Raw genomic sequence first — 26347 nt, forward strand, 5'->3', positions numbered from 1 at the left:
AGCGCCGTCCGCAGCGTTTCCTCGGCCTTGGCCGGACCGACCGAGACGACCACGACCTCGTCGGCCTTGCCGGCTTCCTTCAGCCGCAGCGCCTCTTCCACCGAGATCTCGTCGAACGGGTTCATCGCCATCTTCACGTTGGCAAGCTCGACACCCGAGCCGTCAGCCTTCACCCGGATCTTGACGTTGTAGTCAACCACCCGCTTAACCGTCACAAGTATTTTCATGGCCAACCCTTTCCGGCAATTTTCGTTGTCTGCTGACGGTGGTTACATCCGCCCGCGCTTAGCTTCGGGATCATAGGGCGATTCCGCGATGACGCGGGCCTTGCGCCGCTCGCCGAGGATCGGGACTTCGAGCTCCGTCCCCGGAACGCCAAGCTCGACCGGCAGTAATGCGAAGGCGACGTCGTGGCCGAGCGTGTAGGCATAACCGCCCGAGGTGATGCGCCCGACCAGCTTGCCCTGGTGGTAGACGCCCTCATAAATCAGCGAGCTTGCGCCATCGGTGTCGATCGCGATGGTGAAGGAACGACGGGCAATGCCCTCTTCCTTTGCCTTTGCCAGAGCGTCGCGGCCGATGAACTCGCCCTTGTCGAGGCGCACGAAGCGATCGAGGCTGCTTTCCCAGGCGCTGAGTTCCGGGTTCATGTCGCGATACATCGCCCGGTAGGACTTTTCGAGACGCAGCGATTCCAGCGCCTGCAGTCCGATCAGCCTCAGGCCATGGGCCTTACCGGCGGCTAGCAGCGCATCGAGCAGGTGTCGCTGGTAGCAGAGCGGATGATAGAGTTCCCAGCCGAGTTCGCCCTCGTAGTTGACGCGCAGCAGGCGGACGTCGCTGGCGAGCCCCACCGTGCCCGATTGCACCCCGAACCATGGGAACGCCTCGTTGGAGAGATCGATCTCGGTCAGCGATTGCAGCACGTCGCGCGCCTTCGGGCCAACGATGGTGAAGCAGCCGCGATCGTTGGTGACATTGCGAAGCTGGACGCTGCCATCCCTAGGCAGAAGCTTCGACAGATCGTCGAAATTCCAGCGCTCGGCTCGCGGCGTCGAAATCAGGTAGAACGAGCCGTCTTTCAGCCGGGCGACGACATATTCCGCCTGGACACCACCCTTCGGGGTCAGATGATGGCTGAGGTTGACGCGGCCGGTCTTCGGCAAACGGTTGGCAAGGATGCCGTCAAGCCAGGCTTCGGCGCCGGGGCCACTCACTTCGAACTTCGTCATCGGCGTCATTTCGACGAGGCCGACGGCATTTCTGACGGCGTGAACCTCCTCGCCGACATATTTGCCCTTCTCGGTCCAGCGCCAGCTGTACTGATCCTTGGCTTCTACGCCCTCAGGCGCGAACCAGTTCGGCATTTCCCAGCCGTTGAGTACACTCCAGACGGCGCCCTTCTCGGTCAACCGATCATAGGACGGTGCAGTCTTCTGCGGCCGGGCGGCCGGCATGTCCTGACCGGGATAGTGCTGTTCGGCATGGGTGCCCCAGGCTTCGCGCACCTTTTCGCGCGTCCAATTCTTGTTGGCGTAGTCGCCGAAGCGGCGCGGGTCGAGCTCGGAGGTATCGAGGCTGTTGCCGCCTTCGACGATACGCTCGGAGAGATAGTAACCGATCGCGCCACCCCAGAGGATGCCGCCGGGCACGCCTTCGGCGATCCAGACATTGTCGAGCCCCCAGGCCGGCCCCACCAGCGGCAGTTCGTCGGCAGTCATTTGGAAGGGACCGCGGACATTGGCCTTGATGCCGACGCGACCGAGCGCCGGCACGAGGTCCATTGCCCGCTCCCAGTTCCAGGCGACCGAATCGAAATCCTCTTCCAGCAGGTCGGCGCCGAACCATTCCGGCACGCCGTTTTCGGCAAACAGCTTCAGATGCTCTGTCTTCTCGTAGGGACCGAACATCAGGCCGTCGCCCTCCTCGCGCAGGTAGCCCTCGAACCCCTCGTCGCGCAGGATCGGCATCTCCGGCAGGCCCTGGCGCTTGCGCTCGATCACTTCAGGGACGGCATCGGTGATCCAGTATTGGTGGACGATCGGGATCGCTGGGATTTCGAGTCCGAGCATCGCGCCGGTCTGGCGCGCATAGTTGCCCGTCGCCGAAATGATATGTTCGCAGATGATCTCGCCCTGGTTGGTCTTGATCTTCCATTCGCCGCTCGGCATGCGCTCGAAGCCGCGCACCTCCGTGTTGAGATAGATCTTGGCGCCGCGATCGCGCGCGCCCTTGGCCATCGCCTGGGTGACGTCGGCCGGCGCGATGTGACCGTCATCAGGATGATAGAGCGCGCCGAGCATCTCCTTGTTGTTCTCAAGCAGCGGCCAGAGTTCGCGGGCTTCCGCCGGTGAGACGAGTTCGGCGCGAATGCCCTGAACCTCGGCAACGCTCATGTAGCTCTTGTACTCGTCGAAACGGTCGCGGGTATTGGCGATGCGCAACTGGCCGCATTTGTGCCAACCGACATGCTGGCCGGTTTCGGCTTCGAGGCCCTCGTAGATCTCGATGGTCTTGGCGATCATGCGGCCGATATTGATGCTGCGGGCATAGGACGGAATGAGGCCGGCGGCGTGCCAGGTCGAGCCGGCTGTCAGCTGCGTGCGTTCGAGCAGCGCGACATCGGTCCAGCCGCGCTTCGTCAGACCGTAGAGAATGGCTGCGCCGACGCAACCGCCACCGATGACCACAGCCCGTGCATGAGTTTGCATAAAGAGGTTCCCTTATGTGGAATTTTCAGCAACTTACAAACGGCTGGCACGCTTGTAATCTTGCTAAAAATTGTCCGGGGGCATAACCTCAGTTTATGCATAGACTCCGCTCGCTCGTCCCCTCCGCCAACTATCTCTTCGTCTTTGAGGCCGCCGCCCGGCGGCAGAGCTTTACCGGTGCTGCGGAAGAGCTGAATGTCAGCCAGCCGGCCGTCAGCAAGACGATCCGACTCCTGGAAGAGGCGACCGGCCTGAAACTCTTCCGCCGCGAACACGCCCGGCTGGAACTGACGGCCGAGGGCAAACGGCTCTACAAGGAAACCCAGGAAGCGTTCGACCATCTGCACATGGTGATCTCGTCGCTGAGGCAAAAGCACTCGCGTGATATCGTGCGCGTCTCGTTCTCCGCATCCTTCGTGCAATTGTGGCTTCTTCCCAGGCTGAAGGCCTTCAAGGCGCAGCATCCTGATATCGCCTTGCGCATTGCCGAAAGCAGCCGCGACGACCAGGACCTCTTGGAGGAGGATATCGATCTTTCTGCCCGGCTCGGGACCGGCAAATGGCCGGGTATTCACGCCTGGCATTTCGTCACCGAGGAAGTCTGGCCGGTGTGCAGCCCCGCCTATCTGAGAGAGCATGGGCCGATCGAAACCCCAGCCGACCTGCTCAACCACACGCTGCTGCATTTCGAGGAGCGACATCGCTCACGCGTCGGTTGGCGGGAATATCTCGAGCGCAATGAAGTCTCGGCCGCCAAGCTGACGCAGGATTTCGTCTTCACCGATGCACTCAATTCGATCGAGGCAGCCGTGCACGGGCAAGGCGTCGCGCTCGGCTGGAAGCATCTGGTGCACGACCACCTGAAGGCGGGCAAGCTCGTCTGCCCGATCCGGGCGAGCTATCACTCTGGCCAGAGCATCCATATCGTCATGCCTTCCCAGCGCCCGCCGAAGCGGGGCACCGAGATCTTTCGCGACTGGCTGATGGAGCAGAATGCCGACGCCGACATTTTCGCCGACGAGGTTGGTTAGAACCGCTCGCCGACGAAGTGGGCGACCTGGGCTCCTGCCTCGTAATAGACTTCCTTCAGACGCCGCATCGGCGGATCGCTCGGGTCGCTGAGCGGCAGCGGCAGCTCCGCCTCGGTGATCTCGCCCAGGATGTGACGCGCCAGCACCCGGCCGAACACCGTTCCCGGCGCGATGCCACGACCGTTATAGCCGGAAAAGCCGACGACATTCGGCGCGAAGCGGTGGAACCGTGGCAATGCATTGGTGGTCATGCCGATCTGGCCGTACCATTCGCACTCGAAATCGACCTTGCCCAATTGCGGGAAAAGCCGGGCAAGCGAGCGGCGGGCCCAGGCCTTGTGGACGGCCGCACCGCCGTTGCGCAAGGCACCGACGCTGCCGAACACCAGCCTGCCCGCCTTGTCCATGCGGAAGGACGAAAGGATTTCCTTGGTGTCCCAAACGCCTTCGCGGTTGGGCAGAATACTCGAGAGCAAGTCGGGTGCGAGCGGCCGCGTCGCAAGATTGAAATAGGGCAGATACACCTGCTCGGTCCGCACCCGTTCCCATGGGCCGGTGCTATAGGCATCAGTCGCGACGATGATCCAGTCCGCCGTCACGGACGCCCTGTCGGTCACCACCTTCCAGCCACTGCCGATCCGCTCCGTCGAGACGACCCGGCTCGAAGTGTGCAGGACAACGCCGGCGCGCTGGGCCGCATGCGCCAGGCCGCGCACATAGGCGAGCGGCTGCAAGGTGCCCGCCCGTCTGTCGAGCAGGGCGCCGGCATAGGCGGTCGTGCCGATCCTTGCGGCGGTCTCGGCCGCATCGAGAAGTTCGACCGGCGCGCCGCGCTTTTGCCATTGCGACGCACGGTCCTTGATCTCCCTCAGGCCGGCATCGCCGACGGCACAGTGCAGCGTGCCGTTGCGTTCGAGTTCGCAGGCGATCGCGTGCTTGTCGATCAGGTCGATCACGACGCGCGGCCCGTTGCCGAGCAGATCCAGCAGCCGCTCTCCATGCACATCGCCGAGCTCGCCTGGTAGATCGTCAGGCATCACCCACATGCCGGCATTGATCAGACCGACATTTCGGCCCGCACCGCCAAAGCCGATCTCCGCCCCCTCGAGCAGGATGACGCTGCGGCCGGCTTCCGCCAGATGCAGGGCAGCCGAAATGCCGGTGAAGCCGCCGCCGACGACGACCACATCGGCGAATGCGTCAGCGGCAAGCGGGCCGGTGACCGGCGGCGGCGGGGCGGTCTTTTCCCAAAGCCCATGGGAGCGGGGATCATTCAGCATCGTTCAGGTCCTTCGTGCGGGGGTGTCGCTCGTCTTTTCCCGCAACTTCCATCAATCATGACAATGATAACGCCGCCATCACTGTGTAAAGACCACCGTCCTGTGGCCGTTGAGCATGACGCGGTTTTCCAGGTGCATCTTCACCGCCCGGGCGAGAACCCGGCTTTCGATATCGCGGCCGGTGGCGACAAAATCCTCGGCACTCATCGAATGGCTGACCCGCTCCGTCTCCTGCTCGATGATCGGGCCCTCGTCGAGGTCGGGCGTGACATAATGCGCGGTCGCCCCGATCAGCTTGACGCCGCGCGCATGGGCCTGGTGATAGGGCTTGGCGCCCTTGAAGGACGGCAGGAACGAATGGTGGATATTGATGATCCTGCCGTAGAGCCGGTTCGACAGGTTGTCCGTAAGGACCTGCATGTAGCGGGCGAGGATAACGAGGTCGGCCTCCGTCTCACGCGCCAGATCGATCAGCCGCTGCTCCTGTTCGGCCTTGTTGTCCTTCGTCACTTTCCAGTGGTGATAGGGGATACCTCCGAGCTCGGAGGTCCTTGCGCTGTCGTCATGATTGGAGACGATGGCGACCACCTCGGCATTCAGCCAGCCGACGCGGATCTGGTAGAGCAGATGCAGCATCGCATGATCGAACCTCGAGACCATCACGATGATCTTCGGCCGCCGTGTCGCGTCGGCAACCGTGGCCCTCATGCCGAAGCGATCGATCGCCGGTTTCAGCGCCCGCTCGACACCGTCTCGCGACATGCCCAACGGACCGGTAAAGGCAATGCGCATGAAGAAGCAGTTGGTCTCGACGTCGCGGAACTGATTGCTTTCGACGATGTTGCCGCCGATCGCCGCAAGCTCGGTCGTCACCGCGGCAACGATGCCGGGCTGGTCGTCGCAGGCGAGCGTCAGGACGAATGAGGCAGCGGTGCCTGTTGATGTCAGGTTTGCGGGCATCAAGGTCATGCCTCTTTCCTTTCGTGATAACGGTGGCCGGAATGGCGCGCCGTTGCGGCTCAGCTCTTGGATTTCGACTGGCCAAAGACGTAGTCGGTGACCCTGGGCAGAAAGGTCTCGCTGTAATACCCGCGCGGCTTGTCGCCGACCGCGACGCCGGCATTGAGAATGCCGGCCTGGTAATCGTCGGCAAACAGCGAATAAGGGTAGACGGGTTCAACCGCACTTGCCGCCTGCAACTGCCGGCGCAACTCGACGGGAATCGAAAAATCCAGTGCAGCCAGATTGTCGTCGAGCTGCTCGATCCGGCTTGCGCCGATGATGGCAGCACCGACGCCGGGCTGCGTCACCACCCAGTTCAGGGCGATTTGCGCCATGCTGCGGCCGACCTCGCCGGCAACCGCTTCGAGCGCAGCGACAATGCGCCTATTGCGTTCGGTAAAGAGCCCGAGCCCGCTGCCGGAGGCGTCGAGCGAAAGCCGCCCTGCGGCCTGCTGGCCGGCCCGGTATTTGCCGGAGAGCAAGCCCATGGCGAGTGGACTCCAGGCGGTGATGCTGAGGCCAAGCGTCTGGGCGAGCGGCACGAATTCGTTCTCGATGCTGCGTTCGGCCAGCGAATACGGTAGCTGCAGGCAGATCGGCGGCGTCAGCGCATGCGCCTCCGCCCAGGTCTGGGCGCGTGCCGCATACCAGCCCGGCACGTCGGAAAGCCCGGCGTAGCGGATCTTGCCCGCGCGCACGAGATCGTCGAATGTCCGCATGACCTCTTCGGCCGGTGTGATCCGATCCCAGGTGTGCAGCAGATAGAGGTCGATGTAGTCCGTTTTCAGCCGCCGCAATGAGGCGTCGACGGCGCGCATCAGGTTCTTGCGGCCGTTGCCGCCGGCATTCGGATTGCCGGGCTCGACGTTGTTGGAAAACTTGGTGGAAATCACCATCCGGTCGCGTATGCCCGCCTCGGCGACGAACTTGCCGATCAGTTCCTCGCTGACGCCAGCCGCGTAAGAATCGGCCGTGTCGATGAAGTTACCGCCGATCTCGAGGTAACGGTTGAAGATCGCGCGCGCGGCATCCTCGTCCGATCCCCACGAACCGCCGATACCCCGAATGCCGCCATTGCCGAAGGTCATCGTTCCGAGCGCGAGCCGGCTGACCCGCAAGCCCGAGCGCCCGAGAAGGTAATAGTGGTCCATGGACATCAGTGGTTCCTGGTTTATCGCACGTGTTTGCCGCTGGCGCCGATCACATGTGGCCGTGGTGGCTCCGGCGGGCGACGCTTTGCTGGACGTGGTTGATCATGGTTATGAAGTCGAAGACCGGTCGACCGGTCGCCGTCTGCACCGCATGAGCATAGGGCGGCAGATCGCTGCATTCGAGCAGAATGGAGCGAACATCCGGGTTATCCTCGACGAGTTTGCGGGCAACCTCGGTCACTTCCCGCTCGATCTGAGCGCTGTCGAGCGTGCCTTTCTCCTCAAGAATGGCTTCGCGGAATTCCGTCTGCCCTTCCATGCCGGCAATCGCAAGAGGGATATGCCCTGGCACGTTGCTCGCCTCGAAGTGGCGCGGCGTCAGTCGGCTAGCATTGGCCGTGATGATGCCGACGCTGCCGCCGGCGGCCGCATGCATGAACGGGATCTGCATCAGGCTCGACAGAAACACCGGAATATCGACCGCGGCTGCAACCTCTTCCTGGAAATAGGCCATGAAACCACAGGCGCCGGTGATCGCCTTGACGCCGCGGTTCTGCAATTCGACGGCCGCTTCGATGAAGACGTCGCGAAGTGCGGGATCGCGCTGGTTGAGCAGCCGGTCGATCGAGGCGCCGCGCACCTCCTGGAAGCGGACCGGAAAGTCATAGGTGGTGGCGTTGCCGACATTGCCGGGCACGCAGGGGTACGCAGCATCGAGGATGAGGATGCCGATCTGCTCCCCGTACCACGACTGTGTCTTCCGCGTGACTGTGTAGACAGTCATCGTCTTGTCTCCGATATCAAATTGTTCGCTAACCGGCATACCTGCCGGGAGGGGGGACGGGAGCCTAGCGGCTCCCGCAACCTGTTGCGGCTGGCAACTATATTACTGGACCAGGCGCGGCGCGCCGGTCTCGGCCGCCGTACCGTCAAGGCCGTAGGATTTCAGGATGCCGACGATGGTGCCATCCGCATGCATCGCCTCGATCCCGGCATCCAGCGCGACACCCAGTTCCTTGGCGTTGAAGGAATAAGGGAACGCGGCCTGTGCGGCTTCCTTGGTCGCCCTCACCCGGTCGTCGGAGGCAGCGACCTTGACCTTGACGTCCTTGAGCGCACCGTTCTTTTCAGCGACGACGCCGGTCGAATAGCCGTCCACCGCCACGTCGATGCGGCCGGAGAACAGGTCCTGCTGCATGTTGACCGAATTCGGATAGAGCCTCAGCTTGGAACCGAGCATGGTCTTCAGGTCGGTGACCCAGAGATAGCCCTGCACTGTGCCGACCTGTTTGTCTTCAAGGTCGCCGACATCCGCGAAGCCGTTCTTGGAATAGATTGCCATCTGATCGGTGTAGAGCGGCGCCGAGAGGTTCATGACCTTGGCGCGCTCGGCCGTGCGGTACCAGTCGCCGGTGGCGATATCGGCCTGACCCGAAAGCACGTACTGGATGGCGGCGGCCGGATCGACGGCGACCGCCTTCACCTTCAGGCATTCGCGCTTGGCAAATTCCGCAGCGATATCGCCGTCGATGCCCTTCATGTTGCCGCTGTCGTCCAGGTAGGAATGCGGCACATAGGTTGTGACGGCAACCGTGAGCGTACCCTCTTCGATGGTGGCGAAGGTGTGTTTCGGGGTGCAATCCTGCGCAAGCGCCACCTGGCTCGATACGAGGAGGCCGGCGATGCCGGTCAGCAGAAGGCGGGTTTTGGTCGCAAATGTGGTCATGCCTGAATGCCCTTTCGTGGTGTTGGTTCAGCGTTGCGCGTAGGAGCCGGCGCGCTTTTCGACATGACTGACGAGGAGAGCGGCGGGGATGGAGATCGAGGCGTAGAGAACGCCGGCGGCTAGCAGCGCCGGGAAATAACGGAAGGTGTTCGAGCCGATTTCATAGGCGCGGCTGACGAGTTCCGGCAGCGCGATGGTGAAGCACAGCGACGTGCCCTGGAAGATCAGGATCGAGAAGGCGAGCAGCGCCGGAAGCGCGACGCGCAAGCCCTGCGGCAGCAGGACGTAGCGCAAGGCATCCAGTCGATTGAGACCAATTGCGACGGCCGCCTCGCGCTGGCCATGCGGGATCGACTGCAGGCTGGCGCGAATGATCTCGCTGGTATAGGCGCCGGTGTTCCAGGCAAGCGCGATGACGGCCGCGGTGAAGGACCCGAGCGTCAGGCCCGATGTCGGCAGGCCGAAATAGATGAACTGCAGCAGCACCAGCGCCGGCGCGCCGCGGCCGACCTCGACCAGGAACAGAGCCAGTATCTTTGTCAACCGGCTCTTGGCGAGCACGCCAAGTGCAAGCAGCAGCCCGAACGGAATGCCGATCAAGAGGCTGAGCACCGTGACCTGCAGGCTGATCGACAGACCCGACAGGAGATCGGGGAGCCAGGCGGAGAGTTCTTCGTAGCTCGGCAACATCAGCGGGCCACCTTTGCTTGCAGATAGCTGTCGGCGACGCGCGACAGCCAGGCGACCGGCAGGCTCAAAAGGATGTAGAACATGCCGACCAGAGCGAAGACTTCGAGACCGCGGAATGTCAGTTGCGACAGCTGGTTGCCCTGGAAGGCAAGTTCGCTGACGCCAATGGTCGAAGCCACGGCCGTCTCTTTCATCAGGCCGATCAGGTAGCTCGCCGCCGAAGGCAGAGCGACGCGGAAGGCCTGCGGGGCGACGACGTCGGTCAGCGTGGACCAGCGGCCAAGGTTCAGCGCCGACGACGCCTCCCATTGGCCGAAGTGTATCGAGGCCAGCGCGCCGCGGTAGATTTCCGCCATGTTGGCAGCCGCGATCAAGCCGAGCCCGGCCAGCGCCGCGTTGAACGGGCTGATCGGGAAGACGCTCATTCCCAGGCCGAAGAAGATGATGAACAGCCAGAGGATCGGCGGAATGCCGCGCACGATCTGGATGAGCACCATCGCCACGATCCGCAGCGGCAGGATGCGGCTCTGCCTGGCCGCCACCAGCGGCATCCCAAGCACGGCGCCGGCCAAGAACGCGCCGAGCGTCAGGGCGACCGTCCAGGGGAGCCCGCGCAATATGGCGAAGACGTCGGCCGTGCTCATCGGTCGTGCACCGCCCGAAGGAAGCGCTTGGTGCGCTCCTGCTGCGGATTGCGCATGACGTCTGCCGACGGCCCCTTCTCGATGATCTTGCCATCGGCCATGATCATCACCGTGTCGGAAACATTCTCGGCAAAGCTCATTTCGTGAGTGACAACGATCATCGTCATGCCGGTTTCTGCCAGTTCCCGCATGACAGCGAGGACTTCGAGGCCGAGTTCGGGATCGAGCGCAGAGGTCGGCTCGTCGAACAGCATCACTTCAGGGTCGAGTGCGAGCGCTCTCGCAATGGCGATGCGCTGCTGCTGGCCGCCGGAACAGCGGCCGGGATACTGTTGCGCCTTGTCGGCCAGGCCGACACGCTTCAGCAATTGCATCGACCGGTCGTCGGCGTTTCTGCGGCTGCGTCCGAGCACGCGCTCCTGCGCCAGGCTGACATTTCGCAACACCGTCATATGCGGAAAGAGGTTGAAGGACTGGAAGACCATGCCGACGCTGCGGCGCAGGGTCGAAAGTTCCGATCGCCCGGCGGGTGCGGCCGCGTTGAGCGAGATGTCGCCGATAGTGACATGGCCGCCATCCGGCGGCTCGAGATAGTTGATGCAGCGCAGCAGCGTGCTCTTGCCGGAGCCGCTCGGGCCGATGATCGCCAGCACCTCTCCGGGCATCACCTCAAGGTCAATGCCGTCGAGCACCGTGTGATTGCCGTAGTGTTTGCTCAACTTGTCGAGCTTGATAAGCGGCTTTCGCGCCCGGCCTTTTGCGGAAGGCATCCTTTTGGCGGCCAGAGCATCGTCTTCAGTCATTGTCGGTTTGCCACTCCCCAAGTGCAAGACAGCGCCATCCATGACGATTTCGCTCCACTGCAGGCACGGATCGACCCTGCGCCGGGCAGGCCGCGTCCTGTTCGCTGAATGTATTTTGATGTTTGTCGTGCGCCGCGGGGCGAACGACAGTCGTTCCCGTTCTTTTCTTGTGGATCACCATAACGATTCGACGTCTGGTCGGCAGACGACAAAAATTGCAGAGCCGCATAACCTGAGGTTATGCCATTGGTGGGAGCGTTACACTGTATTGCTTGGAAACCGATCGAACGCGTGAACTGCCAGGCGTTTGCGTGATGCGCAAAGCCATGCGAACGTCCTGCCGGTCAAACCAAAAATGGTTAATGCTGACGATCCGCGCTGTTGGCAAGATAACACTATTTTAACCACGACCGATGAGCAAAGCCTTCAGATCGCTAGATATCGCTATGCTTATTGAGTCGAACGAAAATTGCCTGCGTCGTCCGCAAGTGATAGAAAGAGCTACAGAATTGCAACCGAACAGAGAAGATTCTTGTGCTTGTACACCCGGTTCGACGCTCGGAGCTTCGGTGTCCAGCCGCACCATAGGCGAGCAGCATTGACCGCGACACTTTTCGCGATAGCTATGCATAAGGGTCGACTGAAATAGTACGACCATGTATTTCGAGCACGGCGTCTCGATCATATCAATGGTCACAGGCGGTCCAGTCAAAACCGCGACGGAAAGGGAAAGGCTAGAATGTCAGGTACTGACTCGACGTTGTCTGCTGCGTCTTCCGTGGACGATACCGTCCTTGGCAATACCGATGAGGTCATCTCGCTTTATGACGAGGCTCTTCATCTCGTCGGGGCCTCGGTCGCGCTTCAGCGAAGCTACGAGGTGGCTGAACTGGTCGATGCAACGCTCTGGCACGTCTACCCCGAATTGTTGGAGCCGGCCTCGAAGGCAATGGCAGAATCCGTTCTTGCCAATGGCGTTCCACGCAGCATCGAAATCATCGATGCGCCCAAACGATCACGGCGGACACTGCTCGTCTTTCGCGCCGGACATGGCATCGGCGTCATCGAGACGGACGGGGCATCGGTCCGGCGGGAAGCCGCGAGCCAGGGCGAAAACGAGCGTGCGCTGCTGCTTCACCAGGCGACGCACGATGCACTGACTGGTTTGCCCAACCGGCGTCAGTTCAGCGATGATCTGCGAAGCGTATTGCCGGCGGTTCATGAAAAGAAGCCGGCGCTGATGCAGATCGACCTCGACGACTTCAAACCGATCAACGATACGCTCGGACACGGTGCCGGCGATGCGGTACTGAGGATGGCAGCCGAACGCATCCGCAGCGTTCTGCGCGACGGGGAGGTCGCCTACCGGCTTGCCGGAGACGAATTCGCGATCATTCAGCGCGACGCCGATCAGCCTATGGAAGCCGAGCGGCTGGCCAATGCTGTGGTCAACGCCTTCAAGGAGCCTTTCACGGTCGACGGCATTTCGGCGTTCGTGGGTGCGAGCATTGGCATCGCCGTTGCCCCGCCCGATGGCAACGAGGGCGAACAGTTGATGAAGGCCGCCGACATCGCCCTTTATGCGGCCAAGAAGGAGGGCCGCGGCCGCGCCAAAACCTTCAGCCGTTCGATGCTGATCGTGCTGGAACAACGGGAAATGCTGCGCCGAAGCCTGCGCACCGCGCTTCAGGAAAACCAGTTCTCCCTCGAGTATCAGCCTCTGGTGAAGCCGCCTTTCACCATTGTCGGTTTCGAGGCGTTGGTGCGGTGGCGTCATCCTTTGGTGGGCATCATTCCGCCCAATGTCTTCGTGCCGATGGCCGAAGCCGATGGGCTGATGAGCGATATCGGCCAGTGGGTGCTTGAGCAGGCCTGCCGCGAAGCAACCAAATGGCCCTCGCATTTTACCGTAGCCGTCAACCTGTCTCCGGCGCAGTTCCTGCACGACGGCTTCACTGATCGCGTGTCGCAGACGCTGGATATGGTCGGATTGCGGGCGGACCGGCTCGAACTCGAAGTGACCGAATCGGTTCTGCTTGAGAAGACGACCAACAATCTCGACACGCTCAATACGCTGAACGTCCTCGGCATTCAGATCTCGCTCGACGATTTCGGTACCTACTATTCATCGCTGAGTTATCTCAAGAACTTCCCGTTCGACACGATCAAGATCGACCGCTATTTCATCAAGGATCTGGAGAACGACGAGAAGAGCCAGGTGATCGTGCGTTCGATAATCGCGCTCGCGCACGGGCTGGGAATGTCAGTGACCGCGGAAGGCGTCGAAACGCGGGCGCAGGCCCTATGGCTGGACCACGAAGGCTGCGATCGATTGCAGGGGTATTTCCTTGGTGTTCCGATGCCGCCCAATACAATCGACAGTTACTTGCGCCAATCGTCGACGATGGAAATATCATAACACGGCGAGGGGCTATGCTGTCGGGTCGGCCACCGGCGCAAGGGCCGCCTGGCCGCTCACCGGTTTGCGTGCCTGATAAATCAGCCTAGAAGTGCCTGCGGGCCGTGGCAAAGTTCCGCAGATGGAGGACAAAGCAAGCATGGACGTCGGTAACAGTGTTCCAGCTGAAGCGATTTTTGAGCCCCTGCTCCAGTTCGAAATGGAGATGGGAACATTTCTCTCGGAGTGGCAGCATTGCGACCATCTCTCCAGCTATCTGGCCCGGATGATCAGCCACAACAGGACCGATCCGGTAAGGCATTCGAACTTCTTCTCGTCGGCGCTCAACGAACTGCTTGAAGTTTCGTTCCGCAGCGGCGCCGCCAGCGGTCACATCGGTCTGGCGATCTACCGACATGGCCCGATCGAGCGGGTTCAAATCACGTTCCCATGCCCAGCCGAACAGGTCCCGTTCTACCGCGAGGCGGTGTCGAAGGTTGATCGCAGCGATGCACATGCCCGCTATCTCGATTCCATATCGACCGACATGGCGCCCAGTCGCGAGTCCATCCTACTTGATCTCGCCATCAATTTCGACGCGAGCATCCGCATTGAGGAAAGCACATTGCACGCTGTCACGCTGATCGTCGACCTGCCGCTGGAAGGGCTGGTGAGTTGAGCGTCGCGGGCCTTTCTCCCAGTTTCAAGGCGGCGTTCGACGCCAACAGCCAGGTGTTTTCGCTCGCCGGCGTCATCCGGCCGCGGTCGGTCGACGAGATCGCCGATAGCATCGCAATGCTCAAGCAGGCGATCGACGGCGTGCGCGGCGTACTCTACGTCGACGTGAAACGCCTGATCCAGATGAATAACACCGCATTCCATGCCTTCGTGCGGGTTGCCCTCGACGCCTGCCGTGCCCGCGCCGACTTGCGCGTGGTGATCGTAACGTCGAGCGTCGTCGGCTGGGCCACCAGAATGTTCGGCCATCTCAACGAGATCGAGCCGCAGATTACAGTCGAGGTGTACGATTCGACGTTCTATCCCGGACAGAGCTTCGTCGAAGACACCAGCTTCATCCCGATCCTGAGAACCCAGACGAAGATGACCTGGCGGCACGAGCGTTCGATCCTGCCTCGGCACGGGCTGCGGCCCGGCATTGCCATGGCCGACGTCTGCTGCGGCATCGGCGACTTTGCTGTTCTCGTCCAGAAGGAATTCCAGCCGGCAAGGATCGTCGCCCTCGACCACTCCAAGGCCAGTCTTGCCTATGCACGCGAAGTGGCGACCAACTTCGGCATCACCGATATCGAGTACACCTACGGCGATGCATCAGAAATGCTGCTCGAGGACAACCAGTTCGACTTCGTGAGTTGCCGGCATTCGCTGCAGATTTTCAACGAACGGGAGCTGCTCCTGAAGGAGCTCTACCGGATCTGCAAACCCGGCGGACGTGTCTACATCACCAATGAAAAAAACTCCCATTGCCTCGGCGAGCCCCGCGCTCAAAGCATCCAGTGGACCTACAACGAAGTTGCCAAACTGTTCAGTCATTTTGAAATGGACGTCGAACTCGGACCGAAAAGCCGCCGTTACCTTGCCGATGCAGGTTTCGACGACATCCTGGTCGAATCGTTCATGGTGACGAATCACGACGGCGATCCGCAGGACTTCGCCGACGTGATCGCCGCCTGGGAACACGTCTATGCCGGCGAAATGGCTGTCCGGCGCGGTGATCCGCCGGAGTTCATCCAACGCTTCCGGCAGGGGTTCAGGGATCACATCTTTGCCGCGCTGCACCCCAAGGGCTATGCCGGCTGGCCGATCTGGGTCGCATCGGGACGCAAGCCGACATGAAGGAGCCCAGTACCCCAAGCTCCCACCTCGGCTTGAGATCCTTCCGCGCCAAGTTCGTGCTCGTTGTCGGCGGCGCCGTGCTGTTCGACCTGATGGTGACCGGCGGCCTTGCCCTTTGGAACGTGCAGAGGCTGTCGCGGGATGCCGCGACGGAAGTCGGTCAGGGCCTGCAAAAGGCCAACCAAGACTATATGCGCTCCTACGCGGAATCGACCGCCGCCCGCGTCAACCTGCTTCTTGGCCAGGTTCATACCGATGTCGGAACGCTCGCAGGCGTTCTGCAGTCGCAGATCGATCGGCCGGTGCGCAAATCGCAAATCGGCGAGGCCCTTGCCCGCGGCGCACCCGGCGCCGTCACCGTCGTCTACGACGAGAAGGGCGGATGGGCTCAGAACCTGCCCGGCCCGCTCTCTGTGATCAGCGTCTGGGGATATCTTCTGGGGCCGGACCACCATCCGCTTCCTGACGTCCAGGCGGATATTGAGAACAGCGCGGTACTCGACCTCGTTGCGCCGAGCCTGCTGGAAAGCGGGCGCTCCAAACTGCAGATGTACTACATCGGCCCCAAGGAGCGGCCGATTTTCCGGACCGCGCCCTATACGGATCAGGCGCAAACCTTCGATCGGCTTTATCCCGGTCACAATCAGGCTGAATTCTGGACGTTCTTCTTCCCCGGCATCTATGAATCCTGGGAGCAATGGGCGAAGGATCCGAGCCTCAGGCCGGTGGCGAGCGATATTACCCAGACGGCGCCCTATACCGACGCGATCACCGGCAAGCTCATCGTCAGCTTCTTCCAACCGCTGTGGTCCCGCGATCGAAAGACGGTGGCAGGCGCCGCCGGCGCCGACATCACGCTCGACCAGCTGGCCGAGGTCGTGCAGAACGTCAAGGTCGCCGAAAGCGGTTTTGGCTTCCTGGCAATGTCCGACGGCAATGTGCTCGCCATCAACCCTGCCGGCGAAAAGACGATCGGGCTGCAGACCTCAAGCGATACCGGCACACAAGGTGTGACCGGTGCCGACCGCTCGCTGCGCAAGAGTGCTCAGCAGGCCATTGCGCAATTACCGCTCGGGCAGGACGGCGTGATCCAGCGCGTCATGCTCGACGAGGCCGGCGAGAAAGTGCCTTATCTCGTTCTCCTGAAGCAGCTGCTGCCGGAGAATTTCTGGATGTCCGGCCCGGTTCGCAAGGAGACGATGTCGCTCGGCATCGTGGTTCCCGAGCGGGAAATCTATGCGTCGCTGTTTGCCGCCCAGACAGGTATCTCGCAGGCGACCAACCGCATTCTCGCCTATCAGATCCTGGCGCTGCTTGCGTCCTTGCTCTTCGTGACGGCGGCGGTGTTCGGCATCTCCAAGCGCGTGACCGCCGGCATCAGTGCGCTTGCCGGCGCCGCCAAGCGCATCCAGGCGAAGGATTACTCGGTCCGGGTGCCTATCTCGACGCGCGACGAAGTGGGCGAAGCCGGCACGGCCTTCAACCGGATGGCCGAAGAGATCAGCTTCCACACCGAGAACCTCGAGCATCTCGTCGAAGAGCGCACCAAGCAGATCGAGGAGGCCAATCAGCAGATCTCCGCCCTGAATAAGCAGTTGCGCAGTGAGAACCTGCGCCTGGGCGCCGAGTTGGCGGTCGCCCGGCAAATCCAGATGATGGTGCTGCCGAAAGCCGGCGAGCTCGACGAGATCGCAGAACTCGAAATTGCCGCCTATATGCGTCCCGCCGACGAAGTGGGTGGCGACTATTACGATGTTCTGCGCGATGGCGCACGGTTGAAGATCGGCATCGGCGACGTGACCGGCCACGGCCTTGAAAGCGGCGTATTGATGCTGATGGTCCAATCTGTCGCTCGTGCCTTGCAGGAAGCCGGCGACATGGATCCCAATCAATTCCTGAACCGCCTGAACCGGGCGATCTACAAGAACATCGTGCGCACCAACACCGACAAGCACCTTTCCCTCGCATTCCTCGATTATGATGGTGGCCGCCTGACGCTTTCCGGGCAGCACGAGGAACTGATCGTCGTTCGCAACAGCAAAGAGGTGGAGCGCATCGATACGCTGGATCTGGGCCTGCCGATCGGTCTGGAGTCGGATATCTCGCGTTTCGTCGCCACGCGCGAGGTCGCATTTGCCCGCGGCGACATGATCATCCTGCACACAGATGGTGTGACCGAGGCAGAGAACGCGGCGGGCGAATTGTTCGGCATCGAGCGGCTTTGCGACAGTGCGCGGCAGTTCTACGGACGCAGCGCCGAAGATGCGAAATCAGGTATCATCGAAGACTTGATGGCGCATATCGGCAAGCAGAAAATACACGACGACATTACCCTCGTGGTCATGAGACACAGGTGAGCAGATGACGACTTTGTACGGACCGGCGGACCTGACCAGGGGTGCCAACGAAAGCGTGACGCGGCTGCGCCTCTATGACGGCCAGCTCAATCTGAGCTGGAAACATTGCGCCATCGCCTCGGATTTCGTCGCCGAGCTGATCGCCATGCGCTACCGCGCCTCGCGCAATGCCTACAAGGAAGTTCGCCACAATATCGGCTACCTGACAAACGAGCTGGTCGAAAACGCGGTCAAGTTCCGTGCCACCGGCGGCATCATGGTCGAGGCCTCGATCGACGACAGCAACTTCCGTGCCAAGGTGTCGAATTTCGTCGATGGTGAGACTGCAGCCCGCTTCCAGGATCTGCTTTCCGAGATCACGACAGGTGATCCGGGCGACCTTCTGATCGAACGCATCGAAGCCAACGCAATCGGCACAGGCAAGAGTGGATCTGGTCTTGGTCTATTAACACTGATGAGCGATTATGGCGTCCGTTTCGCTTGGGTTTTCGGACCCAACGGCGACGGAGGCGGCATCGCGCTCGAGACTTATGCCTCGATCCCCGTCCCCGATATCTCGAACTGACAAGCAGGTGAACATGGAAATCAAGGACGAGGACTACCGCATTTGGTCCGAGGGCAATGACATACACTTCGAGGGAACCATGCGGCTTCCCGGTACGGAAGCCTATGCCCCTATCTTCTCCCTTGCCATGGGCGTGCTTGAGGCCGAGCCCGATCGCATGACGATCGACCTGACGGAGTTGCAGTTCCTGAACTCGTCGGGGATCAACCTGCTCGCAAAACTGACGATCGAGGCGCGCAACCGTCCGAACGTGCAATTGACCGTGCGCGGAACCTCCGAGATCCCGTGGCAGTCGAAGTCCCTACCCAATCTCAAGAAGCTCCATCCCGGCATCGACCTCAGGCTGAACTGAGCCGCGATTTGCCAGCCTGTCTCTTGCACAGGCTGCCTGCGGTCATCCGGGCAAATGCCCGGCTTGACCTACTGCGGTTTCCTTAAATCCTATTCGATTTAAGGAAACATGCAGCAATTCAAAGTGCTACAGCGACCTTTACGCGTCTAGTAGGACGCGCGGCGCTGTAGGCGCCAACGCCTTTCTGCGCCGAAACCGGCCTTTCCCTTCACACATTTTCTTCGGCGTCGGCAACCGGAGCCGACGGAAAAGGTGGACTGACAACAATGTCCCCTTTTGGCCGGGACGTCGAATGGACATCGCGACGACGCTTGTCGGCGGACGGTTCACAAGATTTCGATTTTACTCCGATCCAGGCTGCCCCTAGGCTTCATCCGGTTCAAACAGCACCGGGAGGAAACGCCATGAAACGCAGGCTCGTACTTGTCGCGGCCGCTCTGGCCTGCTCTATCGTCGGGGCCCACGCCCAAGACACGACGATGAGTTTCTTCGTCACCAGTGCAAATCCGGGCAAGGGCGGCAATCTTGGCGGTCTTGCCGGTGCCGATGCCTATTGCAACACGCTGGCCACGACGAGCGGCTCGACCGGCAAGACCTGGAAGGCCTATCTTTCCACCGACGCGGAAAATGCCAAGGACCGTATCGGCGCAGGCCCCTGGTACAATGCCAAGGGCGAAAAGATCGCCGACGATGTCGCCTCTCTGCATAGCGACAAGAACAACCTTACGAAGCAAACCGCACTCAACGAGAAGGGCGAGGTCATCAACGGCCGCGGCGACACGCCGAACCGGCACGACATTCTGACCGGCTCCAAGGCGGACGGCACTGCCGCGCCGGAGACCTGCGGCAACTGGACCCTGGGCGGGACCGACGGCGCGGCCATTGTCGGCCACAGCGACCGAACCGGCCTCAACGATAGCGCCGAAGCCAAGTCCTGGAACGCCTCGCATGCGACCCGCGGTGGCTGCACCCAGGAGGCCTTCAAGGGAACGGGCGGCGACGGCCTCTTTTACTGCTTCGCTGCGAACTGACCACGGCAGCCCACAAAATGTGCCCGCTCTACAGTACCGCATGGAGCAACGCCGCATCTCAGCAGGTCGCTGCGTGTCTCCTCAGGCTTCGGCGGGTTGCCGCCGACTTTCACGTGACATGAGCGGACGTCTCGTGGCGGCCAACTTGCAAAACAGTTTCGAATCCGACCGGGTCTCGATTTCATGCTCGACACGCTATGAGAATGATTACGGCCGGTGCAAGACCAGCATACGCCTTCCCGCCGGGTGTTCAGCTTGTGCGTCGCTATGGGCGCGCAGAAGTTCATGTCCGAGGTAAAGTGTTTCAAAGACTGCATCGATTGCGACAAATGCATCGACATCCACACGTCGGACGAGGCATATAGGGCGTTGGCGCCAACCGGTAGAGTGGCCCGCCCTTCTATCACCGCGATCCGCATTTAAAGCCGTGGATCGGCGAAACCGTGATCAGCTCTGAACCGCCCCTATGATGTCGTATTCCACTACAATCGAGCGCTCCCCTTCCTTCCCGTCGGTTATCCGAATCCTTGTTCGCAACACAGGCCGGTGCTGATCAGATGACGACGATCCCCTCCGGCACGGACGCTTCCGACGCATCCGCCAGCTTCAATTCCCGCATCGTCGCACTCGTCGTCGCCATCGCCTTCTTCATGCAGATGCTCGACGGGACGATCGTCATTACCTCGTTGCCGCAGATGGCGGCTTCCTTCGGCGTCCAGCCCGTCGCCATGAGCATCGGCATCACCGTCTATATGCTGACGATGGCGGCCTTCATTCCGCTCTCCGGCTGGCTCGGCGATCGCTTCGGGGCGCGCAACGTCTTCCTCGTCGCGATCGCCATTTTTACCCTCGCGTCGCTCTTTTGTGGATTGTCGGGAAGCCTCGGCCAGTTCATCGCTGCACGCGCGGTGCAGGGCATCGGCGGCGCGTTGATGACGCCGGTCGGCCGGATCATCGTGTTGAAGAACGCCCGCAAGTCGGAGCTTGTCGGCGCGATCGCGCTCATCACCTGGCCGGCACTGATTGCCCCGGTCGTAGGCCCGCTTCTCGGCAGCGTCATCACTACTTACTTCAGCTGGCACTGGAATTTTCTGATCAACATCCCGATCGGACTGATCGGCCTGGCGCTGGTGCTGCGTTTCGTTCCGGATCAGCGCGAGGAAGCGACGCGCCGCCTCGACGCCAAGGGCTTCGTGTTGTCGTCGACCAGCCTCACACTGGTTCTGGCCGGGCTCGAAGCCTTCGTCCACGGCACAGCCAATGCATTGGCGATCGTCCTGCTGCTGGCAACAGGTGCTGCCATCGGGGTCTTGGCGACACGGCACTTCAAGTCAATCACCAATCCGCTGCTTAATCTCTCCGCCTTGAAGGTTCAGACCTTTGCTATGTCGACACTGTCGGCCGGCACCGCCTGCCGGGTCGCGATCAATGCGACGCCCTTTCTGATTCCGCTGCTCTTCCAGGTCGGCTTCGGCCTCGCTCCGATCCAGACCGGCATCTATGTGCTCGCCTACTTCGCCGGAAATCTCGCGATGAAAACGGCGACCACGCCGTTGCTGCGCCGTTTCGGCTTCCGCAGCATACTCGTCGGCAATGGCCTGCTCGCCTCACTGGCGATCGGCGCCTGCGCGATGCTTTCAACGGATACGCCACAACTGCTGACGCTTCTGCTGCTATTTGCTGCCGGGCTCTTCCGCTCGATGCAGTTTACCGCACTCAATACCCTTGGCTTTGCCGATATCAACGCGAGCCAGCGCAGCTCGGCGTCAACCCTGTCGAGCATGCTCCAGCAGGTGGCCATGCTTCTGGGCGTTGCGGTTGCCGCCGCCGTTCTCAATCTGTCGCAAGCCCTTCGCGGCGGCGAAACGGCAGCCCTTGCGGACTTCCGCTGGGCGTTTCTGGTGGTTGCGTCGATCGGCATCGTCTCGAGCTTGCGTTTTCTTGGCCTGCCTCGGGAGGCGGGCGCCGAGGTTTCCGGGCATACAACCCGACCTCGCACAACGTAGGCATTCGAACGGGCTAGCTCGCATGCCCGGGCAGCAGCGCTCTCATCTCAATCGCCGCCCGTCGGCTTCGCATTCAGTCGTCCAATCGCAGCCGGAAGCGGGCGGAAAAATCGCCCTCCCACCACATCGGGAAGTTCGTTCCCCACTTGTTGTTGTGGATGTTGAAACGAACGCCTTCGCTGAAGTCCGGCAATGTCTTGCAGAACGTCATAAAGTCCCAAGCCTCGGGCGCGACCAGGGGCGTGTCGAGCGGCTCGATCGACAACGAACCACCCGAAGCAAGATCGCCGCGAACGCCGGTGACCGCCTGAAGTTGCGCGCCGCCACCGGCAGCGGCGTTGCCGGATTTGTGCCAGAGCCCCATTTTTCGCAGGCTCCACGCGACATCGCCTGCTGGCATAAAGGAGAGAAAGCTCGCCTCCGGCATGCGGTTGGCGCTTTTTTCGTGCAAGGTCAGGTGAAGTTCGAGCGTGTCGTCTTCGCCTGAGAAGGCGAGAGCGACATGGCGCGGCGCGCCGTAACCGGCAACCGCCTGCTCAGGCATGGACAGGAGCAGGCCGGATGCGTCCGCTGCCTGAAAGGTCGGCGTAAAGACACGGGACAGAGCCGCGCCGGACCGGGCAAGACCCGGCTTGTCGTGATCGAGGATCGCCCATTCCTGGCGATGAGTCAGATAGGTGTCCATGTGCCTGTTGACGTCGGTAGCGTCATAGCTCTCGTAGCGATAGGCGATCAGCGGACCTGACCGGCCAGCCATGTACTTCCCGGACGGGGCAGTCAGCGAAAGAATGTCTCCGGTCGAAGGTTCGAGCTCGATCGACCAGCTGCCACAGGCGAGACTGGTCCGCCTGTCTCCTCTGGCTATCAGGGCCGGTACGGTCAATTCGGCCAAGGCGGCATCGGCTGCCGCTGCGTCCGGGCCGTCGAGCACTGAGCGAGCGTCATCAAGATAGGCGCGCTGTTCGCGCCAGGAGGCTTCCGTATAGGCAAAGCGGTGGTCGGTCTTGCGGGCGGCCTCAAAGTCGGGCCGAGACCAGGCCGTGTCGTCGCGCAGATAGGATTTGATATCGACGCCGCAGGTATGTTCGGCCGCCATCGTCAGCTTCTGCCCGAAAGCCAGGCGGCTGGCGGTCAGGCCTTCGGCTGCGAACCGGTCGTAAAGCCGTTGAAGCGCTAGGAAACGGGCGGTCTTTACCGGATCGGAGGCGCTGCCGTGGATCCAGCTGTCGCCAAGCTCGTGCTCGACGACGGGAAAAGCTTCCCGCGCATCCCAGATCAACGCGCCATAATCTTCGAGCGTTGCCGCGCGGACGGTCGCATCCGGCTGTTCGCGGCGCATGTCGCGATAGACCTCGGCGGTCTGCGGCACGCTTTGCGGACCGATATTGTCGCTTGTGTGGGCAAAGCTCAGGCCGTCGGCAAAACCTTCGGGGAAATAAGTCTCCCCATAGGATCGCTGATACATGACGACGATTTCTGCGCCGCCGGGCGCACGCCAGCGAAAGATGTCAGGTGTTTCAGGCGGCGGCGACGCGGTGTTGACGCCGAGATGCAGGAAGCGAATGCCGGCCTCGGCCAGCAGCGGCACCATGCCGAGCGTATGCCCCGGCACGTCCGTCATCTTGCCCGCAATCGTCTTCTTGCCGAACCTCCGATCGAGTTCCTGTGAATAGGAAAGGCCGGCGCGAAAGAGCTCCGGCGACATCAACTCCGTATGTGTGGTGAACGGCAGGCCATGCCAGCGGATCAGTCCGAGATCGATTGCCCGCTCGAGCTTCTTCACCTCCGCGGCCGAACGCGACGTCAGGTGATCCCAGATCAGCCAGGCACCGGTCGTCCAGACGAACTTCGGATCTCGCGGATCCTCGGCATAAAAATGCTCGGCCGTCTCGATCGCCTGCGGAATGAACCGGTCGTGGTACTGGCGACGCACCTTTTCCGCGTGATCGGTGAAGCCAATGTCGAGATGGGTCTTGAAGACCAGATGCACGCGTTTTTCTGTCATGTTCTTCCATTCAGCCGACGGTGCCGCGAACGACGAGGCGGGTGGTCAGGGTTTCGACCAGGGAGTCGGCATCCGGCGTCTTGAGACGTCGAAGGATCAACCGGACAAGGGCGCGAACGCGATCGTCGAGATCGATGCGGACGGTGGTCAAATTGTAACTTTTCCAATGTGCCTGCGGGATGTCGTCGAAGCCGACGACCTTGACATCGCCAGGCACTGAAAGGCCGAGTTCGTGCCTGAGGGCATCGATCGCGCCGAACGCCCCGACGTCGTTGGCCGCAAAGATCGCATCGGCGCCGGATCCGACCCGGAAGAGATCAAGCGTCGAGCGATAGGCGGTGTCGTAGGTGTAGTCACCGGGGACGATAACCGGCGGCGCCATGCCGCGCTCGGCCAGCACCTGCGCGATCATCCGCTCGCGTTCGGTATTGGCAAGGGATTGCTTCTTGCCGCCGAGATAGGCGATGCGACGGGCACCATAGCCTTGCAGCAAGGCGACCGCCTGTTCGATGCCGTCCTTCTGCCGCACGAGAAGACGGTCATAGAGTGTTTCGGACGCCCTGCCGGCAAACGCATCCGCGTCGTCATAGATCACGTAGATCGGAACGGCACGATCGAGAAAGCCGCTCAGAACATCAGGCTCGATATTCTCGGTAAAGGCGATGACCGAGTCGGGATTGAAGCCGCGCATATAGGTCAGCAGCATCGGGTCCATGCTGAAATCGGCTTTCGCCTTGAACAGAAGTGTCGCGAAGCCCTCTGCCTGCAGCGCGGTCGTCAAGGCGTCGATCTCCTGGCTTTCCCAGGGGCTGCAGACATCGGGAACGATCATGCCGACGAGATGCGAGCGCCTGGTTACCAGCGAACGCGCGGCCATGTCAGGCGTATAGTTCAACTCACGTGCCACCTTCAGGATGCGATCTCGCTTCTCCGGCTTCAGGGACGCATTCGGATTGAAGGCGCGCGAGACAGCGACGCGCGAGACATTGGCCTCTCGTGCCACCAGATCGGCCGTGGCGCGTCCTGCTTTCCTGTCGGTTTTCTCGCTCATGGGGTAGTGCTCTGCGCAAAAATGAAAACGTGTTCAATTCAACCTGCACCAATGATCGCGCTTCCGTCAAGATGTCAGTAGAAATCACCTCATAGACGGCAAAACCCGGAGAGCATGAACTCGTATAAGCCTCATCACCAGAATCCACTTCATGGCGTGTTGACAAAAATGAAAGCGTGTTCATTCTTAAGTTCAGACGGGATGGGATTGACCGGAGGAGGCCGATTCCAGCCCGGATGCACCGCAGCCGAAACGGTCCGGAGAACCGGACACCGTGGGAGGAGTTTCAATGCGCAGAAGGATTCAGTCATATTTGCTGAGCGCGGCGGCCATCATGGCCCTGTCCGGGCCGGCGATGGCAACCGAGCTCAACATCACCTGCCGATGCGTTGTCGGAGGGGTCAACAGCGGCATGGCCGAGTGGATCGAAAACAAGGTCATTCCGGCCTTTACCGCCAAGATGAAGGCCGAAGGCAAGGACGTCACCGTCAAGCTCAATCAGTTCGGCGGCGAGGACGAGCAGCTGACACAGCAGCTGGCGCTTGACTTCTCCACCGGTGCTGGCCCGGATGTCTCCGGCTTCGATGGCTTCCTGATCCCGAGCTTCGTCCAGGGCGGGCTGTTGAAATCGCTTGAAGAAGTGGCCGGCGCCGACGTCAATGCCTGGGAAGGCTGGAGCCACATTTCCGACGGCACCAAGGCGTTGATGAGCTATCAGGGCAAGCCTTACGGCATCGCGCTCGGCACCGACGCGCGCATGATCTTCGTGCGCAAGGACCTGTTCCAGAAGGCGGGCCTCGACGCGGCGACGTGGCAGCCGAAATCCTGGGACGAACTGCTCGACGCCGCGCGCAAGATCAAGGCGGCGGCGCCGGATTCCTTCCCGCTGCAGCTGAATGCCGGCGTCTCCATGGGCGAGGCCACCACCATGCAGGGCTACTGGATGGCGCTGCTCGGCACCGGCGAGCAGGTCACAGACGATGCCGGCAAATACATCGTCTCCAGCCAGGGCATCCTCGATACACTGAAGCTCTACAAGACCATCTATGTCGACGACAAGCTCGGCGACCAGCGCGCCCAGCTCTTGGCCGACGGGCGCAATCGAACCTTCGCCAACTTCCGCGACGGCAAGACCGCGATGCTGGTGGAGGGCGACTGGTTCTATCGTTCCGTCACCGCACCGGACGCCGAGTTCGCGGTCGCCGACCGTGACAATGTCATGACCTGGAAGAAGATGCCGGCGGCGCAACCAGGCAAGGGCCTGCGCGGCCAGGACTTCGTCACCATGTCCGGCGGCACCGGCTTCGTCATCAACCCGCATACCGACGCCCCGAAGGAATCCTGGGAGCTCTTGTCTTTCATGAACAGCCAGGAGCAGCTCACCGCCTTCCAGGAGATCCAGCCGGCGATCCGCATTCGAAACGACGTCACCATCCCCAACTCGCCGTTCCTGACCGAGACCGCCGAGGTCCTGCTGCCCATCACCACGGCACGTCCCAATGACGCCAACTACAACAAAGTCTCGACCGAAATCCAGCGCATGACCGAAAGCGTCGTCTCGGGCGAACTGTCGCCGGAAGACGCGATGGCCCAGTACAAGGCCGCCGTGATCGCCATCGTCGGTGAAGAGAACACGGTCAGCCGTCTCTGATCGGGCCTAATATCACCGGTCGGCCGATCGGCCGGCCGG

General features: G+C 61.6%; 21 protein-coding genes and 1 pseudogene. 10 read left to right on the forward strand and 12 right to left on the reverse strand.

Features of this window, described 5'->3' with window-relative positions; all coding sequences use genetic code 11:
* Both BKP54_RS23800 and BKP54_RS23805 read right to left on the reverse strand, forming a co-directional pair.
* Positions 1-227: pseudogene (locus BKP54_RS23800) on the reverse strand (hypothetical protein); the annotation flags it as partial.
* A gap of 42 nt (positions 228-269) precedes the next feature.
* Complete coding sequence (locus BKP54_RS23805) at positions 270-2711, reverse strand: FAD-dependent oxidoreductase (protein WP_025428318.1); 2442 nt, start codon at positions 2709-2711, stop codon at positions 270-272.
* Between the two features lie 95 nt (positions 2712-2806).
* Between BKP54_RS23805 and BKP54_RS23810 the strand changes: the two genes are divergently transcribed.
* Positions 2807-3742, forward strand: a complete 936-nt coding sequence (locus tag BKP54_RS23810; protein WP_057207341.1) for a LysR substrate-binding domain-containing protein — start codon at positions 2807-2809, stop codon at positions 3740-3742.
* Here BKP54_RS23810 and BKP54_RS23815 read toward each other — a convergent pair.
* The 8 genes from BKP54_RS23815 to BKP54_RS23850 all read right to left on the reverse strand — a co-directional run bounded on the left by BKP54_RS23815 (position 3739) and on the right by BKP54_RS23850 (position 11005).
* Positions 3739-5022, reverse strand: a complete 1284-nt coding sequence (locus BKP54_RS23815; RefSeq protein ID WP_025428316.1) for an FAD-binding oxidoreductase — start codon at positions 5020-5022, stop codon at positions 3739-3741. The genes BKP54_RS23810 and BKP54_RS23815 overlap by 4 nt on opposite strands.
* A gap of 78 nt (positions 5023-5100) precedes the next feature.
* A complete protein-coding gene (gene purU / locus BKP54_RS23820) occupies positions 5101-5991 on the reverse strand; it encodes a formyltetrahydrofolate deformylase (protein WP_084815027.1) in 891 nt (296 codons plus the stop codon).
* Between the two features lie 50 nt (positions 5992-6041).
* Positions 6042-7181 carry an aldo/keto reductase gene (locus BKP54_RS23825; RefSeq protein ID WP_084815028.1) on the reverse strand — a complete coding sequence of 380 codons (1140 nt, stop codon included), beginning with the start codon at positions 7179-7181 and terminating at the stop codon, positions 6042-6044.
* Positions 7182-7224: 43 nt separating this feature from the next.
* Positions 7225-7959: an aspartate/glutamate racemase family protein gene (locus tag BKP54_RS23830; protein WP_025428313.1), complete on the reverse strand. Its 735-nt coding sequence runs from the start codon at positions 7957-7959 to the stop codon at positions 7225-7227.
* A 102-nt stretch (positions 7960-8061) separates the two neighbouring features.
* Positions 8062-8901 (reverse strand): transporter substrate-binding domain-containing protein, encoded by an 840-nt coding sequence (locus tag BKP54_RS23835; RefSeq protein WP_057207345.1) that lies wholly within the window; start codon positions 8899-8901, stop codon positions 8062-8064.
* A gap of 27 nt (positions 8902-8928) precedes the next feature.
* Entirely contained in the window at positions 8929-9591 is a 663-nt protein-coding gene (locus BKP54_RS23840) for an amino acid ABC transporter permease (protein WP_025428311.1), read from the reverse strand.
* Positions 9591-10235, reverse strand: a complete 645-nt coding sequence (locus tag BKP54_RS23845; RefSeq protein WP_025428310.1) for an amino acid ABC transporter permease — start codon at positions 10233-10235, stop codon at positions 9591-9593. The genes BKP54_RS23840 and BKP54_RS23845 overlap by 1 nt, the downstream gene beginning before the upstream one ends.
* The gene (locus BKP54_RS23850; protein WP_025428309.1) at positions 10232-11005 is read right to left on the reverse strand and encodes an amino acid ABC transporter ATP-binding protein; all 774 of its coding nucleotides are present in this window, start codon (positions 11003-11005) and stop codon (positions 10232-10234) included. Before BKP54_RS23850 ends, BKP54_RS23845 begins: the two co-directional genes overlap by 4 nt.
* Before the next feature lie 772 nt (positions 11006-11777).
* On the opposite strand from BKP54_RS23850, the gene BKP54_RS23855 reads away from it, so the two are divergent.
* The 8 genes from BKP54_RS23855 to BKP54_RS23895 all read left to right on the forward strand — a co-directional run bounded on the left by BKP54_RS23855 (position 11778) and on the right by BKP54_RS23895 (position 21601).
* Positions 11778-13457: an EAL domain-containing protein gene (locus BKP54_RS23855; protein WP_025428308.1), complete on the forward strand. Its 1680-nt coding sequence runs from the start codon at positions 11778-11780 to the stop codon at positions 13455-13457.
* A 139-nt stretch (positions 13458-13596) separates the two neighbouring features.
* Positions 13597-14115 (forward strand): hypothetical protein, encoded by a 519-nt coding sequence (locus BKP54_RS23860; RefSeq protein WP_025428307.1) that lies wholly within the window; start codon positions 13597-13599, stop codon positions 14113-14115.
* On the forward strand, positions 14112-15290 hold the full coding sequence (locus BKP54_RS23865; RefSeq protein WP_025428306.1) for a class I SAM-dependent methyltransferase: 1179 nt from the start codon (positions 14112-14114) through the stop codon (positions 15288-15290). The genes BKP54_RS23860 and BKP54_RS23865 overlap by 4 nt, the downstream gene beginning before the upstream one ends.
* Positions 15287-17647, forward strand: a complete 2361-nt coding sequence (locus tag BKP54_RS23870) for a SpoIIE family protein phosphatase (RefSeq protein ID WP_084815029.1) — start codon at positions 15287-15289, stop codon at positions 17645-17647. Before BKP54_RS23865 ends, BKP54_RS23870 begins: the two co-directional genes overlap by 4 nt.
* Before the next feature lie 4 nt (positions 17648-17651).
* Positions 17652-18212, forward strand: coding sequence for an ATP-binding protein (locus tag BKP54_RS23875; protein ID WP_025428304.1), 561 nt, complete (start codon positions 17652-17654; stop codon positions 18210-18212).
* A gap of 13 nt (positions 18213-18225) precedes the next feature.
* Complete coding sequence (locus tag BKP54_RS23880) at positions 18226-18564, forward strand: hypothetical protein (protein WP_025428303.1); 339 nt, start codon at positions 18226-18228, stop codon at positions 18562-18564.
* Between the two features lie 404 nt (positions 18565-18968).
* Positions 18969-19595, forward strand: coding sequence for a DUF1554 domain-containing protein (locus BKP54_RS23885; protein WP_025428302.1), 627 nt, complete (start codon positions 18969-18971; stop codon positions 19593-19595).
* A gap of 557 nt (positions 19596-20152) precedes the next feature.
* Positions 20153-21601 (forward strand): MFS transporter, encoded by a 1449-nt coding sequence (locus BKP54_RS23895; RefSeq protein ID WP_025428300.1) that lies wholly within the window; start codon positions 20153-20155, stop codon positions 21599-21601.
* A gap of 73 nt (positions 21602-21674) precedes the next feature.
* On the opposite strand, the gene BKP54_RS23900 is transcribed toward BKP54_RS23895, so the two are convergent.
* Positions 21675-23606, reverse strand: a complete 1932-nt coding sequence (locus BKP54_RS23900; RefSeq protein WP_057225011.1) for a DUF5054 domain-containing protein — start codon at positions 23604-23606, stop codon at positions 21675-21677.
* A gap of 10 nt (positions 23607-23616) precedes the next feature.
* Positions 23617-24657: a LacI family DNA-binding transcriptional regulator gene (locus BKP54_RS23905; protein ID WP_025428298.1), complete on the reverse strand. Its 1041-nt coding sequence runs from the start codon at positions 24655-24657 to the stop codon at positions 23617-23619.
* Between the two features lie 289 nt (positions 24658-24946).
* On the opposite strand from BKP54_RS23905, the gene BKP54_RS23910 reads away from it, so the two are divergent.
* On the forward strand, positions 24947-26308 hold the full coding sequence (locus tag BKP54_RS23910) for an extracellular solute-binding protein (protein WP_025428297.1): 1362 nt from the start codon (positions 24947-24949) through the stop codon (positions 26306-26308).
* Positions 26309-26347: the final 39 nt, after the last annotated feature.

The organism is Ensifer sp. 1H6 (assembly GCF_001976035.1).
Classification (GTDB): Bacteria; Pseudomonadota; Alphaproteobacteria; order Rhizobiales; family Rhizobiaceae; genus Ensifer; species Ensifer canadensis.

Bases quoted from the DNA above. Each gene is read 5' to 3' on its own strand.
- BKP54_RS23805 (WP_025428318.1), bottom strand. From the start codon at position 2,711: ATGCAAACTCATGCACGGGCTGTGGTCATCGGTGGCGGTTGCGTCGGC.
- BKP54_RS23810 (WP_057207341.1), top strand. From the start codon at position 2,807: ATGCATAGACTCCGCTCGCTCGTCCCCTCCGCCAACTATCTCTTCGTC.
- BKP54_RS23815 (WP_025428316.1), bottom strand. From the start codon at position 5,022: ATGCTGAATGATCCCCGCTCCCATGGGCTTTGGGAAAAGACCGCCCCG.
- purU (WP_084815027.1), bottom strand. From the start codon at position 5,991: ATGACCTTGATGCCCGCAAACCTGACATCAACAGGCACCGCTGCCTCA.
- BKP54_RS23825 (WP_084815028.1), bottom strand. From the start codon at position 7,181: ATGTCCATGGACCACTATTACCTTCTCGGGCGCTCGGGCTTGCGGGTC.
- BKP54_RS23830 (WP_025428313.1), bottom strand. From the start codon at position 7,959: ATGACTGTCTACACAGTCACGCGGAAGACACAGTCGTGGTACGGGGAG.
- BKP54_RS23835 (WP_057207345.1), bottom strand. From the start codon at position 8,901: ATGACCACATTTGCGACCAAAACCCGCCTTCTGCTGACCGGCATCGCC.
- BKP54_RS23840 (WP_025428311.1), bottom strand. From the start codon at position 9,591: ATGTTGCCGAGCTACGAAGAACTCTCCGCCTGGCTCCCCGATCTCCTG.
- BKP54_RS23845 (WP_025428310.1), bottom strand. From the start codon at position 10,235: ATGAGCACGGCCGACGTCTTCGCCATATTGCGCGGGCTCCCCTGGACG.
- BKP54_RS23850 (WP_025428309.1), bottom strand. From the start codon at position 11,005: ATGCCTTCCGCAAAAGGCCGGGCGCGAAAGCCGCTTATCAAGCTCGAC.
- BKP54_RS23855 (WP_025428308.1), top strand. From the start codon at position 11,778: ATGTCAGGTACTGACTCGACGTTGTCTGCTGCGTCTTCCGTGGACGAT.
- BKP54_RS23860 (WP_025428307.1), top strand. From the start codon at position 13,597: ATGGACGTCGGTAACAGTGTTCCAGCTGAAGCGATTTTTGAGCCCCTG.
- BKP54_RS23870 (WP_084815029.1), top strand. From the start codon at position 15,287: ATGAAGGAGCCCAGTACCCCAAGCTCCCACCTCGGCTTGAGATCCTTC.
- BKP54_RS23875 (WP_025428304.1), top strand. From the start codon at position 17,652: ATGACGACTTTGTACGGACCGGCGGACCTGACCAGGGGTGCCAACGAA.
- BKP54_RS23880 (WP_025428303.1), top strand. From the start codon at position 18,226: ATGGAAATCAAGGACGAGGACTACCGCATTTGGTCCGAGGGCAATGAC.
- BKP54_RS23885 (WP_025428302.1), top strand. From the start codon at position 18,969: ATGAAACGCAGGCTCGTACTTGTCGCGGCCGCTCTGGCCTGCTCTATC.
- BKP54_RS23895 (WP_025428300.1), top strand. From the start codon at position 20,153: ATGACGACGATCCCCTCCGGCACGGACGCTTCCGACGCATCCGCCAGC.
- BKP54_RS23900 (WP_057225011.1), bottom strand. From the start codon at position 23,606: ATGACAGAAAAACGCGTGCATCTGGTCTTCAAGACCCATCTCGACATT.
- BKP54_RS23905 (WP_025428298.1), bottom strand. From the start codon at position 24,657: ATGAGCGAGAAAACCGACAGGAAAGCAGGACGCGCCACGGCCGATCTG.
- BKP54_RS23910 (WP_025428297.1), top strand. From the start codon at position 24,947: ATGCGCAGAAGGATTCAGTCATATTTGCTGAGCGCGGCGGCCATCATG.